The 16604-nt window shown below is 64.9% G+C and carries 16 protein-coding genes; 13 read left to right on the top strand and 3 right to left on the bottom strand.

Annotation, left to right across the window (positions count from 1 at the left end):
* Positions 1–181: 181 nt before the first annotated feature.
* On the bottom strand, positions 182–1150 hold the full coding sequence (locus FFS45_RS36880; RefSeq protein ID WP_137959567.1) for an ABC transporter substrate-binding protein: 969 nt from the start codon (positions 1148–1150) through the stop codon (positions 182–184).
* A 263-nt stretch (positions 1151–1413) separates the two neighbouring features.
* Between FFS45_RS36880 and FFS45_RS36875 the strand changes: the two genes are divergently transcribed.
* The 5 genes from FFS45_RS36875 to FFS45_RS36855 all read left to right on the top strand — a co-directional run bounded on the left by FFS45_RS36875 (position 1414) and on the right by FFS45_RS36855 (position 6707).
* A complete protein-coding gene (locus FFS45_RS36875) occupies positions 1414–2493 on the top strand; it encodes an LLM class flavin-dependent oxidoreductase (protein WP_137959566.1) in 1080 nt (359 codons plus the stop codon).
* An 11-nt stretch (positions 2494–2504) separates the two neighbouring features.
* Positions 2505–3332, top strand: coding sequence for a class II aldolase/adducin family protein (locus FFS45_RS36870; protein ID WP_249363080.1), 828 nt, complete (start codon positions 2505–2507; stop codon positions 3330–3332).
* A gap of 9 nt (positions 3333–3341) precedes the next feature.
* Positions 3342–4379 (top strand): ABC transporter substrate-binding protein, encoded by a 1038-nt coding sequence (locus FFS45_RS36865; RefSeq protein WP_137959565.1) that lies wholly within the window; start codon positions 3342–3344, stop codon positions 4377–4379.
* Between the two features lie 121 nt (positions 4380–4500).
* Complete coding sequence (locus tag FFS45_RS36860; RefSeq protein ID WP_137959564.1) at positions 4501–5109, top strand: cysteine dioxygenase; 609 nt, start codon at positions 4501–4503, stop codon at positions 5107–5109.
* Positions 5106–6707, top strand: coding sequence for a rhodanese-related sulfurtransferase (locus FFS45_RS36855; RefSeq protein WP_137959563.1), 1602 nt, complete (start codon positions 5106–5108; stop codon positions 6705–6707). The genes FFS45_RS36860 and FFS45_RS36855 overlap by 4 nt, the downstream gene beginning before the upstream one ends.
* Before the next feature lie 23 nt (positions 6708–6730).
* On the opposite strand, the gene FFS45_RS36850 is transcribed toward FFS45_RS36855, so the two are convergent.
* A complete protein-coding gene (locus FFS45_RS36850; protein ID WP_137959562.1) occupies positions 6731–7645 on the bottom strand; it encodes a LysR family transcriptional regulator in 915 nt (304 codons plus the stop codon).
* A 330-nt stretch (positions 7646–7975) separates the two neighbouring features.
* On the opposite strand from FFS45_RS36850, the gene FFS45_RS36845 reads away from it, so the two are divergent.
* From FFS45_RS36845 to FFS45_RS36830, 4 genes are all read left to right on the top strand, one after another.
* On the top strand, positions 7976–8875 hold the full coding sequence (locus FFS45_RS36845) for an ABC transporter substrate-binding protein (RefSeq protein ID WP_249363079.1): 900 nt from the start codon (positions 7976–7978) through the stop codon (positions 8873–8875).
* A 61-nt stretch (positions 8876–8936) separates the two neighbouring features.
* Positions 8937–10181 (top strand): acyl-CoA dehydrogenase family protein, encoded by a 1245-nt coding sequence (locus FFS45_RS36840; RefSeq protein WP_137959560.1) that lies wholly within the window; start codon positions 8937–8939, stop codon positions 10179–10181.
* A gap of 452 nt (positions 10182–10633) precedes the next feature.
* Positions 10634–11191, top strand: coding sequence for an outer membrane protein assembly factor BamE (locus FFS45_RS36835; RefSeq protein WP_137959559.1), 558 nt, complete (start codon positions 10634–10636; stop codon positions 11189–11191).
* A gap of 26 nt (positions 11192–11217) precedes the next feature.
* On the top strand, positions 11218–12171 hold the full coding sequence (locus tag FFS45_RS36830) for a patatin-like phospholipase family protein (protein ID WP_137959558.1): 954 nt from the start codon (positions 11218–11220) through the stop codon (positions 12169–12171).
* Here the strand turns inward: FFS45_RS36830 and FFS45_RS36825 are convergent.
* Positions 12157–12777 (bottom strand): class I SAM-dependent methyltransferase, encoded by a 621-nt coding sequence (locus tag FFS45_RS36825; protein ID WP_137959557.1) that lies wholly within the window; start codon positions 12775–12777, stop codon positions 12157–12159. The genes FFS45_RS36830 and FFS45_RS36825 overlap by 15 nt on opposite strands.
* A 374-nt stretch (positions 12778–13151) precedes the next feature.
* Between FFS45_RS36825 and hisQ the strand changes: the two genes are divergently transcribed.
* The 4 genes from hisQ (at position 13152) to FFS45_RS36805 (ending at position 16520) form a co-directional block, all read left to right on the top strand.
* Positions 13152–13841: a histidine ABC transporter permease HisQ gene (gene hisQ / locus FFS45_RS36820; protein ID WP_137959569.1), complete on the top strand. Its 690-nt coding sequence runs from the start codon at positions 13152–13154 to the stop codon at positions 13839–13841.
* 7 nt (positions 13842–13848) lie between these two features.
* The gene (locus FFS45_RS36815; protein WP_137959556.1) at positions 13849–14562 is read left to right on the top strand and encodes an ABC transporter permease; all 714 of its coding nucleotides are present in this window, start codon (positions 13849–13851) and stop codon (positions 14560–14562) included.
* A gap of 95 nt (positions 14563–14657) precedes the next feature.
* Positions 14658–15449 carry an ATP-binding cassette domain-containing protein gene (locus tag FFS45_RS36810; RefSeq protein WP_137959555.1) on the top strand — a complete coding sequence of 264 codons (792 nt, stop codon included), beginning with the start codon at positions 14658–14660 and terminating at the stop codon, positions 15447–15449.
* Between the two features lie 18 nt (positions 15450–15467).
* Positions 15468–16520, top strand: a complete 1053-nt coding sequence (locus FFS45_RS36805) for a GlxA family transcriptional regulator (RefSeq protein ID WP_137959554.1) — start codon at positions 15468–15470, stop codon at positions 16518–16520.
* The last annotated feature ends 84 nt before the right edge of the window (positions 16521–16604 follow it).

The raw sequence follows: 16604 nt of genomic DNA, 5'->3' as shown, positions 1-16604 counted from the left end.
GTTGCAGCCCGCTTTCTTTGCTTACTTTCTTTGCGGCGGCAAAGAAAGTAAGTGCCGCCCCGCACAGGGGCGAAGCTAATAGACCGATAACAAAACAAGGAAAGGCCAACACCCCAAAGAACAACAACCAAACAACAAGCCGCCGCAGGCAAAAAGCCAAGCCACCTGCAGAGCAAAAAACCTACCCAATCCCCTGCAGCGCGACAGCGCGAACATCAACCCTGGCAGGCAGCATCAGCTGCCCAAACGCCCGATCCGCGACCTTCTGCAGCGCAGCGATATCCTCATCACTCACCGGACGCTGCCGCAAAGCCGAGCGAGCCGTAATAACCCTGGACGTCTCGACCGGCAACCGCGTCACACTCGCATACACCTGCGCATAAGCCTCCGGATGCTCCACGGCCCACGCGCCGGCGCGCTGAAACCGGCGCAATGCATCAGCCAGAGCCGGAAGCTTCGCCTGATCAGCCGCCGCCGCACCGGATGCGGTAATAAACCCAAGCCCCGTATTGATACCCGTGCCATCACGCAACACCCGTGCTCCACGCTGCACAGCCGTCCCATAGTACGGATCGAAAGTCGCCCACACCTCCAGTTGGCGAGACTCAAACGCAGCGAAGGCGTCCACCGGCAGCACAAACCGCACGTTCACATCGTCACGCGTCAGTCCCGCCTCGGCCAGCGCGCCGTACAACTGGTATTGCGAAATACTGCCGCGTGCGGACGATACCACCACCGTTTTGCCCTTCAGGTCGGCGACGCGTCGCAATGGCGAGTCCGCCTGCACGACGATGCCGAGCGAGGTCGGCGCCCCCACCCGGGTCGCGACAATCTTCAAGGACGGGTCGCCGATCGCCGCGGCAAGCACGGGCAGGTCGCCCGCCGGCGCCAGATCGACGGCATTGGCGCGTTGTGCTTCGAAGAGCGGTGCCGCGCCCTGGAAGTTGGCCCAGCGAAACGGATACGGCGCCCCATCGAGCGCATGGGCCGCTTCAGCCAGGGCGCGCAGGCCACCGGCCTGATCGCCGAACACGAGTTCCAGCGCCGCCGCTTGCGCGTCCGTGGTGCGCAGCCACGCAGCAGCAGGCGCAATGCCGCAGACGGCAAGGGTATGCAGGATGCGGCGGCGGTCGGGGCGAAATGCGCTCATCGGCAGGGTTCCACGCGAAAGGACGATTGAAGGGAGCGGCGCCGTCGGCGTAACCGCCGGAATGCGCCGTAGCGAAGCGAGGTTAGCAACCGCCCCCGGCCACCACAAACATGCAATTGCGATATCTTTATCGGCTATCAATATTTAACGAACGCATGTTGCAGTGCTACCTTTGATGCTCGTTTGGCGCCCCGTCCGTGGGTGTCGCCGCCGGTGCGCGCAGCATGCATCCGGCGTTCTGTCGATCATCTGGGAGACGCATCGTGGCAGTCGAATTCATCGGCATGATCCAGACCCGCAAGGTCTCGGAAACGCACGCGCCGCAAGGTCCGGCGATAGATATCGGATACGTGGAGCAGTTTGCGCGGGCGCACGAGGAAGCCGGTTTCGATCGTGTCCTCGTGCCGCATCATTCGACCAGCCCCGACGCGCTGCTGACCGTGGCGCATGCCGCCAGCGTCACGCAGCGGGTGCACTTCATGCTGGCTCACCGTCCGGGTTTTGTGGCGCCCACGCTCGCGGCCCGGCAGCTCGCCACGCTCGATCATTATTCGGGTGGCCGTCTCGCGGTACACATCATTTCCGGCGGCGACGACGCGGAGCAGCGCCGCGACGGCGATTTCCTCTCGCACGACGAACGGTATGCCCGCACCGACGAGTATGTCTCGATTCTGCGCCGCATCTGGACCTCGGATAAGCCGTTCGATCACGCCGGCAAGTACTACCGTTTCGAGCAGGGCTATTCCGAAGTCAAGCCGCTGCAGCAGCCGCATCTGCCGGTGTACTTCGGCGGGGCGTCGGCGCCCGCGCTCGAGATTGCCGGCCGTCATGCGGATGTCTATGCGCTGTGGGGCGAATCGAAGGCGCAGGTGCGCGAGCAGGTGACGCGCGTGCGGGCCGAGGCTGCAAGACATGGGCGTAGCGTGCGTTTCTCGGTGTCGTTCAGGCCGATCCTCGCGGATACCGAGGCCGCGGCGTGGCAGCGGGCCGACCGGATTCTCGACGAGACGCGGCGGCTGCGCGCTGCCCAGGGGCTCGGCGTGGGCGGCCCGGCGCAGAGCGAAGGCGCGCGCCGTCTGCTGGCGGCGTCGGGCGCGGCGGACCGTGCCGACGAGCGGCTGTGGACCGCGATCGCCAAGGAAATCGGCGGCCGCTCGAATTCGACCGCGCTGGTCGGCACGCCCGAGCAGGTCGCCGATACGCTCGCCGAGTACTACGCGCTGGGGGTGACGACTTTCCTGATCCGTGGCTTCGATCCGCTCGAGGATGCGCTCGACTACGGCCGCACACTGATTCCCGCCACGCGCGAGCGCATTGCTCGTAGCGAACGCGCGGCTGCCTGAGTGGAGGCGCGATGACCGATCTTGCTTTTGTGACCCCTGTTCTTGCAGACGCACCGGCGCTGCAGCGCCATGCGCCATTGCGCAAATTCTGGTTCGACGAGGTGCCGCCGCGGGCAAGCGTGGCCGAAGAGCGTCGCTACCGGCAGGAACGCCTTGCGGTCGCATTTCGTCTCTTTGCGCGCTACGGTTTCGATCAGGGCCTGGCGGGTCATATCACCGCGCGCGACCCGGAATGGTCGGATCACTTCTGGGTCAATCCGTTCGGCAAGCACTTCAGCCGTATCCGTGTCTCCGATCTGCTGCTGGTGAACGCGCAGGGCGAAATCGTGGTGGGCGAGGGGCCGGTGAACCAGGCGGCCTTTGCAATTCACGCCGCGATTCATGAGGCGCGGCCCGACGTGGTGGCGGCTGCGCATACGCACTCGCTGTACGGCAAGGCGTGGTCGACGCTTGGACGCACGCTCGATCCGCTTACCCAGGATTCGTGCGCGTTCTATCAGGACCATGCGCTGTTCGACGACTTTCGCGGTGTCGTGCTCGACACGGAAGAGGGCGCGCGCCTCGCCGCCGCGCTCGGTGAGCACAAGGCCGTGATCCTGAAGAATCACGGCATCCTGACCGCCGGGCCGAGCGTCGAAGCCGCGGCGTGGTGGTATATCGCGCTTGACAACGCCTGTCACGCGCAATTGCTCGCCGAAGCCGCGGGCACACCGCAGCCCATCCCGCATGAGATTGCTGCGTTGACCCATGAGCAGGTGGGGCGGCCAGGCGGCGCGCTGTTCGCGTTTCAGAGCCTGCTCGAAGGGCTCGTGGCCGCCGAGCCCGACGTCTTCGACTGAGCGTTCTTCATGCCCGTGCTTACTGACACGCCGGTGTCGTCCCGGCGCCGCCGGCTGTTGCTGTCGCTACCCGCTGCCGGTCTTGCCGGCTTCGGCGCCGCTTTCACGGCGGGTGCCGCCGCAGCATCCGCGCCGTCAGCCGATACGGCCATCGATCTGTCAAAGCTGCGCCTGCGCGTGGCAACCTACAAAGGTGGCGATGCCACCTTGCTGAAAGCGGCCGGTCTCGCCAACACCCCCTACGCGATCGAGTGGGGCGAGTTCCAGTCCGGCAACGCGATGGTGGAGGCAATGAACGGCGGCTCGCTCGACGTCGCCTCGGGCAGCGAGATTCCACCGATCTTTGCGCGCCTGCAGAACGCCCAGGTACGGGTGATCGCGGTGTTGAAAGACGATGTGAACAACCAGGTCGTGCTGGTGCCCAAAGGCTCGGCCGCGCGTTCGATCGGGGATCTGAAGGGCAAGCGGGTCGGTTATCTGCGCGCCACTACAACCCACTATTATCTTTTGCGCATGCTCGAAGAAGCGGGCCTGTCGTTCAACGACATTGAGGCCACTTCGCTCGCGCCACGTGACGGCTTCGCGGCCTTCAACGCGGGTACGCTCGATGCGTGGGCGATTTACGGCTATAACGTGCCGCTTGCCATTTCGCAGGCCGGCGCGCGGGTGCTGAAGAACGCCAACGGCTATCTGTCCGGCAACTACCTGTATTACGGACACCCGGCGGCGCTGGCGGACCCCGCGCGGCACGCCGCCTGTGCCGATCTGTTGGTGCGCCTGCAACACGCGTGCGACTGGTTCGGTGCGCATCAGGCCGACTACGCGAGCGTGCTGTCGGGCGAGCTGCGCGTGCCGCAGGAGGCGATTCTCTCGCTGTACCGCAACCAGAGCCAGGCGCGCCATATCACCGGTGTCACCGCGGCCGATATTGCCAGTGAACAGCAGGTGGCCGACACGTTCGCGCGTGCGGCGGTGATCGAGCGGCGGGTGGATGTGGCGCCGCTGTGGACCGACACCTTCAACAGTGCGCTGGCGCGAACCGCCTGAGCCTCGCCGTGGTACACCGGCGTTGTGCGCGTTTGTCGTGAGGGCCAGGCGTTGCGGGATTTTTTTGCGCATGTCGTTTAATCTTTAACTCCTGATCCTTTCATCTCAGCGTGAGCCACTTATGAGCCCATTAGTACGGCATGACCGCTTGCGCACGTTTGTCGAACAGTTCGCCATCCTGCTCGACAGCGCGCCTCCCGAAGCCAGACTGCTCGATACGGGCGGTAGTTATTTACGTGAGCTGATCGCGCACGACGACTGGCTGCCCGAGGACTATGCGCGTCCCAACCCGGAGCGCTATCAGCAATATCTGCTGTACGCCGATGCGCGCCAGCGTTTTTCGGTCGTGAGTTTTGTGTGGGGGCCAGGACAGACGACGCCGGTTCACGACCACACCGTTTGGGGTCTGATCGGTGTATTGCGCGGCGCTGAAATCGCCCAGCCATATCGTCTGGACGAAAAAGGCACGGTGATTGCTTCCGGTACGGCGAGGCGGCTCGAAACCGGCGCCGTCGATGCTGTATCGCCGCGCATAGGCGACATTCATCGTGTCAGCAATGCTTACCCCGACCGTGTGTCGATCAGCATTCACGTTTATGGTGCAAATATAGGAGCGGTGTCGCGCTCGGTGTACCCGGATCAGGGCGGCCGCAAGGCGTTTATCTCCGGCTACTCGAATGACGCATTGCCGAACATCTGGAATGTATCGAAGGAGATGGCTATTCCATGACACTTGAGACTGAGTTCCGTACCCGTACTTTCGAAGACGTGCGCCGTGCACTGCTCGAGCGCCGCGAAGTCGCACTGCTTGACGTGCGCGAGGAAGACCCGCATGCACGCAGTCATCCGCTGTTCGCGGCCAACCTGCCGCTCTCGAAGCTTGAACTGGAGGCGCCGGTGCGCCTGCCGCGCCGCAGTGTGCCGATTGTCGTGCTCGATGACGGCGAGGGTCTTGCCGGGCGCGCCGCCCGCCGCTTCACCGAGCTGGGCTATACCGACGTGACGCTGCTCGCCGGCGGCCTGCGCGGCTGGGCCGAGGCGGGTGGCGAGCTGTTCCAGGACGTCAATGCGCCGAGCAAGGCGTTTGGCGAGCTGGTGGAAAGCGAGCGGCATACGCCCTCGCTCGAAGCGCCGCAATTGCAGGCGCTGCTCGATAGCGACGGCGACGTGGTGGTGCTCGACGCCCGGCGCTTCGACGAGTATCAGACCATGAACATTCCGGGCAGCGTCAGCGTGCCTGGTGCGGAGCTGGTGTTGCGCGCCCAGCAACTGGCGCCGAACCCGGCCACGCAGATTGTCGTCAATTGTGCCGGGCGCACGCGCAGCATCATCGGTGCGCAGTCGCTGATCAATGCGGGCGTGCCGAATCCGGTCGCCGCGCTGCGTAACGGCACGATCGGCTGGACCCTGGCGGGGCAGACGCTCGCGCATGGCAGTAGGCGCCGTTTCGAACCGGCCACGGTGGACGCGCTGCGGGTCGCCGCATCAGCCTCGGCCCGTGCGGTCGCCGATCGCGCCGAGGTGGGCCGCACCTCGCGCGACGAAGCGCGCCGTTGGGCTGAGGAAGCGGTGCGCACGGTCTATCGCTTCGACGTGCGTTCACCTCAGGAGTATCAGGCGAGTCATGTGCCGGGTTTCCGCAGTGCGCCGGGTGGCCAGCTTGTGCAGGAGACCGATATGTTTGCGCCGGTGCGCGGCGCCCGCGTGATTCTCGCCGACAGCGACGGCGTGCGCGCCAATATGACGGCTTCGTGGCTCGCGCAGATGAATGTCGAGGTGTATGTGATCGACGGACTGACAGCGGCCGATTTCACCGAGGAGGGTGCGACGCCGGTAGTGCGCAATGCCGTGCCGCCGCCCGCGGTCGACGAAATTGCCCCGGCCGAACTCGCCAGGCTGCTGGACGCTCCCGGCACGGTGCTGCTCGACTTCACCGCCAGTGCGAACTATGTGAAGCAGCACATTCCGGGTGCGTGGTTTGCATTGCGCGGGCAACTCGCCGATGCGCTGCATCAATTGCCTGAGGCGCAGCGCTACGTGGTGACCTGCGGGAGCAGTGCGCTGGCGCGGTTCGCCGCGCCTGAACTGGCGGCGTTGACGGGCAAGCCGGTGCAGGTGCTGGCGGGCGGTACGAACGCATGGATCGCCGCGGGGCTGCCGCTCGAGCACGGCGAAACGCGTCTCGCGTCACCGCGCATCGACCGCTACCGGCGTCCTTACGAGGGCACGGATAACGCTCACGAAGCGATGCAGGCGTACCTCGACTGGGAGTATGGGCTGGTGGCGCAGCTCGCACGGGACGGCACGCATGGGTTCCATGTGATCTGAGCCACGTCGCGCGGCCACATGTTTCAGGCCGCGCGCGTCTGTGGCCGCGCGGCCTTGAATTGCCGCTCGACTGAGGCGCCGAAGCGTTCCACCGGCTGCTGCAGCTTGCCCAGCACACGAGGGTGTACTAACCAGATATCGATCAGCGGCTTGAAGTCGCTGAGCGCGATCACGTCCAGCTTGGCTGCATGACGGCTTGCCTGCAGCAAGGGCAGCGGCACCAGTCCGAGGCCGTTGCCGTCGGCGACGAGTTGCAACTGCAGTTCCGTGCCGAGCGTCTCCAGATTCAGCTTCAGCGCGAGCCCGAGCCCGGTCAGCGCCCGTTGCAGGCCCTCGCGAAAGCCGCATCCATCCGGGTTCAACACCCAGCCGATCGACTGGCATTCGGCCAGCGTGTGCGGCCGCTTTTTTAGCGCGCCTTTCGGGCCGACCACCGCCAGCTTGATGCGGCCGAGAGAGCGGGCGGCGAGCGGTTCGGCGAAGGCCTTGTTGGCGGGCAGCAGGATTGCCGCGGCATCGAGTTCGCCTGCTTCCACCCGTTGCAGCAGCTGGCTGCCCCAACCGGTCGAAGCGCGCGCCTGCAGTTCTGGGTAGGCGTCGCGCAGTTCGCGCATGGCGTCGGTCAGGGCGATGTCGGCGATCGTCTGCGCGACACCGAGGCGCAACGCGCCGACCGGCGGCGTATCGTTGGCTACCAGTTCGCGCAGCACGTCCAGTTCGCGCTGGATCACGCGGCACTGCTCATAGACGACGCGGCCCGTTGCGGTGGCCTTCAAGGGGCGCGTGTTGCGGTCGAGCAGTTCGATGCCGAGAGCCTCCTCGAAATTCTGCAGCCGCCGCGTGATGGCGGGCTGCGTGAGGCCGAGGGTCTGGGCGGCTTCCTGTAGCGATTGCGCGCGCAGGACAGCGACGAACGCGTCGATATCGTCGATCTTCATGTTCAGCGTTGAGGTGAAAGGACAGGTCAGCGTGCGCTCGATGATACCTGCAATGCGCGGTCCGCATATCACCTGGTGCGGTATTTCCCGCATATTTGCTTAGCAGAATAATGCGTTTGTCTTATACAGAAGCGTACCGTATCGTCGTTGCTGATGGTGGCTTGCCGCGTGCAGACGCGCATGCTGAGGCCGCAGGTCGCGGCGCATGCCGTTGGCTCTGCTCGCAGGTAGTCCAACGTCTGCGCCGTAGTCTGAACAGACCCAGTAACGTACGATATGAAGACGACACGCTTTTCCCTCCGTTGGTCTTTCTTGACGCTTGCGCTCACCGTGTTGACCTCGTGGTCCAACATAACGCACGCGGACGACTTGCCGGTGTTGAAGGTCGGTGACCAGTCCCTGCAAACGCGCGGCATTCTCGAAGCTTCGGGTCAGCTCAAAGACTTGCCGTATCACATCGAGTGGTTCAATTTTCCGGCGGCTCAGCCGCTTGGCGAGGCGTTGAACGCCGGCGCGGTAGACGTGGGTGGCCTCGGCGATGCGCCGCTGGTGTTCGCGCTTGCCGCCGGTGCGCGGGTGCGGGCCGTGGCGGCGACACGCTCGCATCCGGTCGATCTGGCGATCGTCGTCAACGCGCATTCGCCGCTCACCGATGTAGCGAGCCTGAAGGGCAAGCGCATCGCTACCACGCGCGGCTCGATCGGCCATTTCCTCGTGCTCGCCGCGCTGAAGAGGGCCAATGTGCCGCTTTCCGATGTCACGCTGGTGTTTCTCGCCCCAGCCGATGCCAAGGCCGCGCTCGCGTCGGGCAGCGTAGATGCGTGGTCGGTGTGGGACCCGTACACGGCGCTCGGCGAGTCGCGTGATCACGACCGTATCATCGCCAATGGCGTGGGTTTATCCGAAGGCCTCAGCTATCAGGTTGCCACCGAGCGTGCGATTGCCGACAAGCGCGCACAACTGGCGGATTTTCTGCGGCGGGTGGCACTGGGCCAGCAGTGGGCCTTGTCGCATCCGGATGAGGTTGCCGTCATGCAATCGCGCGTGACCGGTCTGCCGCCCGATGTGCTGAAGACGGTGTATCAGCGCAACCAGGTGCATCCGGTGGCGCTCGACGACAGTGTGATTGCCGCGCAGCAGCGTACCGCCGATACCTATGAAGCGGCCAATGTGATCCCCACGCATCTCGATGTGCGAGCGAGCTTCGACCGCAGTTTTCCCTTGCCTTAGGCCGGCCTGAGCGCATGAAGAAGCATGAAAAGACCACTGAACCCGGCACACCGGAGCTTCGATGAACGCCCCTGATTTCGCTGCTGGCCGTACCGATACCAATGCGCAAAAAGCCGCGCAAAAAGCTGCGCAACGGCGCCACCCGCCGCTCGATAGCGCCGCGTTCGGCGCATTGCTCGCGCAACTGAGCGCGGAGTTTGCCGCGAGCGCCGCCGACCACGATCGCAGCGGCGAATTTCCGCACGGCAATCTGGCGCGGCTGCATGAGTACGATCTGCTCTCGTTGACGGTGCCGGCCGAACTGGGCGGCGCCGGCGTGAGCCTGCCGCAGGCCTTGCAGGTGGTGCGTGCGGTGGCGCGCGGCGAGCCGTCGACTGCGCTGGTGCTGGTCATGCAGTATCTGTTTCACCACCGCCTGCAAGGCAATCAGCGCTGGCCGCACGACTTGCGCGAGCGGGTCGCCCGGGAAGCGGTGCGCGATGGCGCGCTGATCAACTCGCTGCGCGTCGAGCCCGAGCTCGGCACACCGGCACGCGGTGGCTTGCCCGCTACGCTCGCCACACGTAGCGGCGAGGGCTGGCTGATCAACGGCAGCAAGATCTATTCGACCGGCAGCCCCGGTCTGACCTGGCTCGCGGTGTGGGCGCGCAGCGACGAGACGCCGCCGCGCGTCGGCGTCTGGCTGGCGCCGCGCGACGCGCCTGGCGTGCGGGTCGGCACGCCGTGGAATCATCTCGGCATGCGGGCGACAGGCAGCCATGAGATCGTCTTCGAGAACGTCTTCGTGCCGCTCTCGCATGCGGTCGATGTGCAGCTTCCCGGCGAACCGGGCGCGGGGCTCGACCCGCTCGGCGTCGCGTGGATGAGCGTGTTGCTCTCGGCGGTTTATGACGGCGTGGCCCGAGCGGCGCGTGACTGGTTCGCACAGTGGGCCGCGACGCGCGCACCGGCCAATCTCGGCGCGCCGCTCGCGAGCCTAGCGTCGTTTCAGCAAACGCTCGGCCGTATCGATGCGTTGCTGTTTAACAATCGCGTGCTGCTCGATGCAACTGCGCACGCCGAGCGGGTCGCGCTGGAAGAGGCGCCGCTCGTCAAGTACACCGTCACCAATCAGGCGATCGAAGCAGTGCAACTGGCCGTCGAGGCGAGCGGCAATCCGGGCCTGAGCCGCGATCATCCGCTGGAGCGCCACTACCGCGACGTGCTGTGTGCGCGCATCCATACCCCGCAGAACGACTCGGTGCTACAGGCCGCGGGGCGCACGGGTTTTGCCGGGGTCGAACCAGCGGCCGCCGGGCGCGCGTAATCCTCAGCCAATTCGGTGTAAACGCTGGCTCGCCTAATCCATGCAATGCGTCTAAATTATCGGCACCTGGGCAAAATAGTCGAGGGACCAGACGGCCGTGTGCAGCGGTCTGTAGCGGGCGAAAGCGTAGGGTCAGCGGCCATCTGCGGCTGATTGCCTCGTTCGGGCCGGACCGCTGCGTGTCGTCTCTCCCTGTTCGATTTACCCGTAGCTTCCCCTCCTCGTTGTGTCAACAGCAGCACCCAACGGCGCATTGCACTGCGCCGTTCTCGTTTGTGCTATCCGACCCTGTTCGACTTCGGCAATCCCGCTCGACCTTTTCAATCCGGAAGTGTCCACGCGCTGAGCGTATTTTCGGTTCACGTCTTGCGAACCGTCCCTCTGCACGTGGGGGCACGGTTTGCTATCCTGTCACCCAACCTTCATAGAGTGACTGCCTCCCCACCCGACAGATGGCTTCGAGCTTCAGACTGCTTACCGCCGCCGTGCTAGCCGCGTCACTCGCGCTGGCAGGGTGCGACGACCAACAGGGCCAACGCGCTGTGCAAAAACTCAAGGCGTTCTTCAATGCCGTCAAGCCTGACGCGCTGCTGCTCAAAGGCCTGACCCCGGGCATCACCACGGAAGCGCAGGTGCGCAGCCAGATGGGCGAGCCGGAAACCGAACGCACCTTCACCGACGGCTCGAAGCGCCTCGAGTATCCGCGCGGCCCCGAGGGGCTCAACACCTACATGGTCGACATCGACCGAGACGGCAAGCTGCAGGCCATCACCCAGGTGCTGACCGCCGCCAATTTCGCCAAGGTGCAGCCGGGCATGAGCGAAGACGAGGTGCGGCGTCTGCTCGGCAAGCCGGGGCAGGTCGCCGTCTATCCGCTCAAGCCGGAAACGGTCTGGAGCTGGAAGTGGCGCGAGGGCGGGGTGACCGAAGAGGGTTTCTTCAACGTGCACTTCGACCAGTTTCACAAGGTGTACACGACCTCGCGTTCCGATGTCATTCGTGGACGATAGGGCGGTCGGTCGATAAGGAGAACAACATGCTGCATCGACGTCCTTCACGCATTGGGCTCGTGCTCGGCGGCGGCGCCGCGCGGGGCTGGGCGCATATCGGCGCGATCCGCGCGCTGCATGACGCCGGCATCCGGCCGGACGTGGTGTGCGGCACGTCGATCGGCGCGCTGGTCGCGGCGGTCTATGCGAACGGCGATCTCGACTGGCTCGAAGAGTGGGTCTCGCGCCTGACCTGGCAGACGGTGGTGCGCCTGCTCGACCTGCGTATCTCAGGCGGCCTGCTGGGCGGGCGCAAGGTGATCCAGGTGTTCGCCAACCAGTTCAACGGCTGCGAGATCGGCGCATTGAAGATGCCCTTTGCGGCGGTCGCAACGGAGCTCGATACGGGCCGCGAGACCTGGCTGCAGGACGGCAGCGTGGTGGACGCGGTGCGTGCGTCGATTGCGATTCCCGGCATCTTCACGCCGGTGTGGCACAACGGCGTATGGCTCGTGGACGGCGGCCTGAGCAATCCGGTGCCGGTGTCGGTGGCGCGCGGCATGCGGGCCGACTGCGTGATCGCCGTGGACCTGAACAACGACATTCTGAACGGCCGCGACTTCGGCGGCATCACGGCGGCCGCCACGCCCCCGCTCGACCCGGACGCGCCGCCGCCCGGGTCCCTGCGCAAGAACGGCAAGCCGTGGCCGCGCTGGCTCGCGCCCGCCGACGACCGAGAGTCGAGCGACGTACGTATTGCACCCGCACCGAGCGCGCGGGTGCCTTCGATGCTGAGTTCGGTCGCGCAGAGCATCGACATCATGCAGGTGCGCATTACGCGCAGCCGGCTTGCGGGGGAGCCGGCCGACATTCTGATCCAGCCGCGTCTGGGCGGCATGGGGATTTTCGATTTTCACCGCGCGGCGCCCGCCATCGAGGAAGGGCGCGCGGCGGTCGAGTACATGTTGCCGGCGATTCGTGCCCGGCTAGGAATCGATTGAGCCGCGTGAGTTCTTCGACGCGATCAGGCGGCAAATCCGCTTGCCGGAACTCTCGCTCGTGACGTCTTCGAACAGCAGGATCGAGCAGCCGATCAGCGCGTCCACCACCAGCTTCGGTTCGAAAGCGGCATAGAGCCGGCCGTCGGGCTGGCGCTTGTCCGCGCCTTCGGTGACACGCCACGACAGATAGAGCACGCCATTGGGTCGCAGGATACGCGTGAGGCTGTCGACAGCAAACGGAATCGACTCGGCCGGCAGATGCATGATCACCGTCTCGCAGACGACGTTGTCGAAGCTCTCGTCGATCTCCGCGAGCGCCGGCAGCGTGGCTTCGCGAAACGGAATGTGCGGATAGAGACGCCGCGCTTCTTCAAGCAGGCCCGCCGATGCATCGAAGCCGCACACCCGGTAGTCGTGCTCGGCCAGCCATGCCGCGTCGCGGCCGTTGCCGCAGCCGATCTCGGCGGTCTTGCCCTGCGGCAGCAGATGCGTCTTCAGAAGCGCATAGAGGTCGTTGGGCGGCGGCTGGTCGAGCCATTCCTGGCTATAGCGGGCCGCGTCTTTCGAGTAGACGTCGAGTGTGGCGGCATCGAAACGGGAGCTCATGCGCGTGGTCCTCGGACAAGGTTTTTCGATTCGGATCACCGCAGTGTAGCGGGTTTGCCCTGGTTTTTGACGCTGGACCGGGTCAGAGCACGCGCAGCGCCGTCTATCGAAAAAGCGACCCGAAACTTGCGAAATCGCGGCAGGCAAGGGCGTGCGGCGGGGCGCTTACAAATACATATCACCCGCTAAAACAGGCGTCTCGCGCCGTCATTGCGCGGATTGATGCGATGTTGCGTCGCAGCATGAGCCGGACCGCCCGTTTGAGCAAATCATTTTCGCTTGCGAGTATCCGCGCCATGCCGAATGGCTCGCGACGGCCCCGCCGCTGGCGCGGCGCCTGATTGATTCCCCGAAACACCTGGATGGAGACAAACGTGTTCCTTTACGGCTTTGGTCCGGTGCTGCTCGCCGGTACGATCCAGACGATCGAGCTGTCGGTCCTCTCGCTCGCGGCCGCGGTCCTGCTCGGGCTGGCGGGTGCGGCGGCGAAGCTTTCCTTCAACCGGCCGCTGCGCATGCTCGGCACGGCCTATACGACGCTGATCCGCTCGGTGCCCGATCTCGTGCTGATGCTGCTGCTGTTCTACAGCATCCAGATCGGGGTCAACGACCTGACCGACGCGCTCGACCTGCCGCAGTTCGACATTGACCCGTTCGTGGCCGGCGTCATCACGCTCGGCTTTATCTACGGCGCGTACTTCACCGAGACGTTTCGCGGCGCCTTTCTCGCGGTGCCGCGCGGCCAGCTCGAAGCAGGCGCGGCCTACGGCATGAGCGGGGCGCGCGTGTTCACGCGCATCCTGTTTCCGCAGATGATGCGCTTCGCGCTGCCGGGCATCGGCAACAACTGGCAGGTGCTGGTCAAGGCCACGGCGCTGGTGTCGATCATCGGTCTCGCGGATGTCGTCAAGGCCGCCCAGGACGCCGGCAAGAGCACCTTCAACATGTTTTTCTTCATTCTGATCGCCGCGCTCATCTACCTTGCCATCACCACGGTGTCGAACCTCGTGCTGATCTGGCTGGAAAAGCGCTATTCGATTGGCGTGCGGCACGCGGAGCTTTGAGCAGACCATGATCGAGATCCTTTCCCAATTCGGCCGCGCGTTTCTCTACTGGGACGGTCAGCGCCTCTCCGGTCTCGCGGTCACCTTGTGGCTGCTGCTGGCGTCGATCGGCATCGGCTTTGTGTGTGCGATTCCGCTGGCGGTGGCGCGGGTGTCGAAAAAGCGCTGGCTGTCGCTGCCGGTGCGCTTCTACACCTATGTGTTTCGCGGCACGCCGCTGTACGTGCAATTGCTGCTGATCTATACGGGCATGTATAGCCTGGAGTTTGTGCGCTCGCATCAACTGCTCGACGCATTCTTCCGCAGCGGCTTCCATTGCGCTATTCTCGCGTTCGCGTTGAATACCTGTGCCTACACGACGGAAATCTTCGCCGGGGCGATCCGTTCGACCTCGCATGGGGAAGTGGAAGCGGCGCGGGCCTATGGCATGAGCTGGTTCACCATGTACCGCCGTATCGTGCTGCCGTCGGCGCTGCGCCGCGCCTTGCCGCTGTACAGCAACGAAGTGATCCTGATGCTGCACGCCACCACCGTGGCGTTCACGGCGACTGTGCCGGACATCCTGAAGGTGGCGCGCGACGCCAATTCGGCCACCTACGACTCGTTTAGCGCCTTCGGTATCGCGGCGCTGATCTATCTTGCGGTATCGTTCGCGCTGGTGGCCCTGTTCCGCCGCGCCGAACGGCACTGGCTGGCCTATCTGGCGGTGCGGCCGCATTGAGCGGCATGGTCTTGCTGCGGTTCATCGCGTCGACGCTGTCGTATGACAGGTGTAGACATCGGTAGACGGATCTGTATTCACCTTGGGAGAGCGACTTGCTCCACACGACTCAAACTGAAGCCTGCAAGCTCGCCGTGCAGGACATCCATAAGCGCTATGGCGATAACGAAGTGCTCAAGGGCGTATCACTGAACGCCAACAAGGGCGACGTGATCAGCATCATCGGCGCGAGCGGGTCGGGCAAGAGCACGTTCCTGCGCTGCATCAACTTTCTGGAGCGGCCGAACGCCGGGCAGATCGTGGTGGACGGCGAGGCGGTGCGCACCAAAGCCGATCGCGGCGGCAACCTTGAAGTGGCCGACCACAAGCAGTTGCAACGCATCCGCACGAAGCTCGCCATGGTGTTCCAGCACTTCAACCTGTGGGCGCACATGAACGTGATCGAGAACATCATCGAGGCGCCGGTTCATGTGCTCGGCTTGCCGCGCCGCGAAGCCGAGGAGCGTGCCCGCGAGTATCTGGAGAAGGTGGGTCTCGCGCCGCGGCTGGAAAAGCAGTACCCGTCGCACCTCTCGGGCGGCCAGCAGCAGCGTGTGGCGATTGCCCGCGCGCTCGCCATGAACCCCGACGTGATGCTGTTCGACGAGCCAACCTCCGCGCTCGACCCGGAACTGGTGGGCGAAGTGCTGAAGGTCATGCAGAAGCTGGCCGAAGAAGGCCGCACGATGATCGTGGTCACGCACGAAATGGGCTTCGCACGCAACGTATCGAATCATGTGATGTTCCTGCATCAGGGACGCACCGAGGAAGAGGGCGTGCCCGCCGAAGTGCTCAGCGCGCCGCGCAGCGAACGCCTGAAGCAGTTCCTCTCCGGCAGCCTCAAGTAACGCGCTCGCATCCCTTCGATGGCTCGACCGTCCAGCCCGGCCCGCACCACGCAGGTGGCAATCGTTGCATTGCCGCCGGTGTCGATGTCGGGCGTCGGGCCGATTGTCGATGCGCTCAATCTCGCCAACGAGATCGACGGCCGCGCGCTGTACCGCTGGCAGGTATGTTCATGGGATGGCCGGCCGGTGCCGCTGTCGGGCGGTGCGCAATGGCCGGCGGATGCGGCCTTTGGCGATGCGATTGCCTGCGACTGGCTGATTATCGTCAGCGAACGGTTTCAGCAGTTCGCCGATTACCGGCTGTTTCTCGCCAGCCTCTCGCGGGTCGGCCAGCGCACGCCGCTCGTCACCGGGATTCATCACGGCGTGTGGTGGCTGGCGATGGCGGGGCAATTGTCCGGTTATCGCGTGAGCGTCAACTGGGAAACCTATCAGCAGTTCTCCGAGCAGTTCGAACGCTCGATTGTCACCCAGCAGATCTTCGAAATCGACCGCGATCGCGCCACTTGCGCGGGCGGCCAGGCGACCGTCGACTTCATGCTGGCGATGATCGCGCGTGAGCACGGCCCGGAACTGGCCGAGCGCATCGCCGATACGCTCGGCGTCGGGGTCTTGCGGGCAGGCGAGGAGCGCCAGCGGATTCCCTTCGTGACTGCGCCGGGCGAGCGGCATCCGCGCCTGAACGATGCGCTGCTGCTGATGGAAGCGAATATCGAAGATCCGCTTACCAGCGACGAGATTGCGAGCCTGGTCGGCGTGTCGCGCCGGCAACTGGAGCGCCTGTTTCGCCAGTATCTCGGCTCGATGCCGTCCAAATACTATCTGGGGCTGCGCCTGTCCAAGGCGCGCACGCAGTTGCAGCGCACCAGCAAATCGGTGGTGCAGATCAGTCTTGCATGCGGCTTCTCTTCTGCGGCGCACTTCTCGAACGCGTATCGTGAGCGTTTCGGCGTGACGCCGCGCGAGGACCGCCGCAACTGGATCGAAAAACAGACCGGCGCAACCGGCTCGGCGGCGAGCGAGCCGCGCCCGGCGGCACTGATCGAGCGTCCCGATGACACCGAGCGCTAGCCGCCGGCGGCAATTCATTGAGCAACGAGGGCCGGCAAGCCCGATAGAACGCGTCGCGTATGCGCAAGACGTTTCGCGCGCGGT

Origin of the sequence: Burkholderia sp. 4M9327F10, assembly GCF_005503145.1 — a bacterium.
Lineage (GTDB): Bacteria > Pseudomonadota > Gammaproteobacteria > Burkholderiales > Burkholderiaceae > Paraburkholderia.
The sequence above is the reverse complement of the archived record's forward strand: the minus strand, read 5'-3'. Positions and strand labels throughout refer to the sequence as shown.

What these genes read in the sequence shown, in the direction of transcription:
- FFS45_RS36880 (WP_137959567.1), bottom strand. Translation starts at nt 1,150, where the DNA reads ATGAGCGCATTTCGCCCCGACCGCCGCCGCATCCTGCATACCCTTGCC.
- FFS45_RS36870 (WP_249363080.1), top strand. Translation starts at nt 2,505, where the DNA reads ATGACCGATCTTGCTTTTGTGACCCCTGTTCTTGCAGACGCACCGGCG.
- FFS45_RS36865 (WP_137959565.1), top strand. Translation starts at nt 3,342, where the DNA reads ATGCCCGTGCTTACTGACACGCCGGTGTCGTCCCGGCGCCGCCGGCTG.
- FFS45_RS36860 (WP_137959564.1), top strand. Translation starts at nt 4,501, where the DNA reads ATGAGCCCATTAGTACGGCATGACCGCTTGCGCACGTTTGTCGAACAG.
- FFS45_RS36855 (WP_137959563.1), top strand. Translation starts at nt 5,106, where the DNA reads ATGACACTTGAGACTGAGTTCCGTACCCGTACTTTCGAAGACGTGCGC.
- FFS45_RS36850 (WP_137959562.1), bottom strand. Translation starts at nt 7,645, where the DNA reads ATGAAGATCGACGATATCGACGCGTTCGTCGCTGTCCTGCGCGCGCAA.
- FFS45_RS36840 (WP_137959560.1), top strand. Translation starts at nt 8,937, where the DNA reads ATGAACGCCCCTGATTTCGCTGCTGGCCGTACCGATACCAATGCGCAA.
- FFS45_RS36835 (WP_137959559.1), top strand. Translation starts at nt 10,634, where the DNA reads ATGGCTTCGAGCTTCAGACTGCTTACCGCCGCCGTGCTAGCCGCGTCA.
- FFS45_RS36830 (WP_137959558.1), top strand. Translation starts at nt 11,218, where the DNA reads ATGCTGCATCGACGTCCTTCACGCATTGGGCTCGTGCTCGGCGGCGGC.
- FFS45_RS36825 (WP_137959557.1), bottom strand. Translation starts at nt 12,777, where the DNA reads ATGAGCTCCCGTTTCGATGCCGCCACACTCGACGTCTACTCGAAAGAC.
- FFS45_RS36815 (WP_137959556.1), top strand. Translation starts at nt 13,849, where the DNA reads ATGATCGAGATCCTTTCCCAATTCGGCCGCGCGTTTCTCTACTGGGAC.
- FFS45_RS36805 (WP_137959554.1), top strand. Translation starts at nt 15,468, where the DNA reads ATGGCTCGACCGTCCAGCCCGGCCCGCACCACGCAGGTGGCAATCGTT.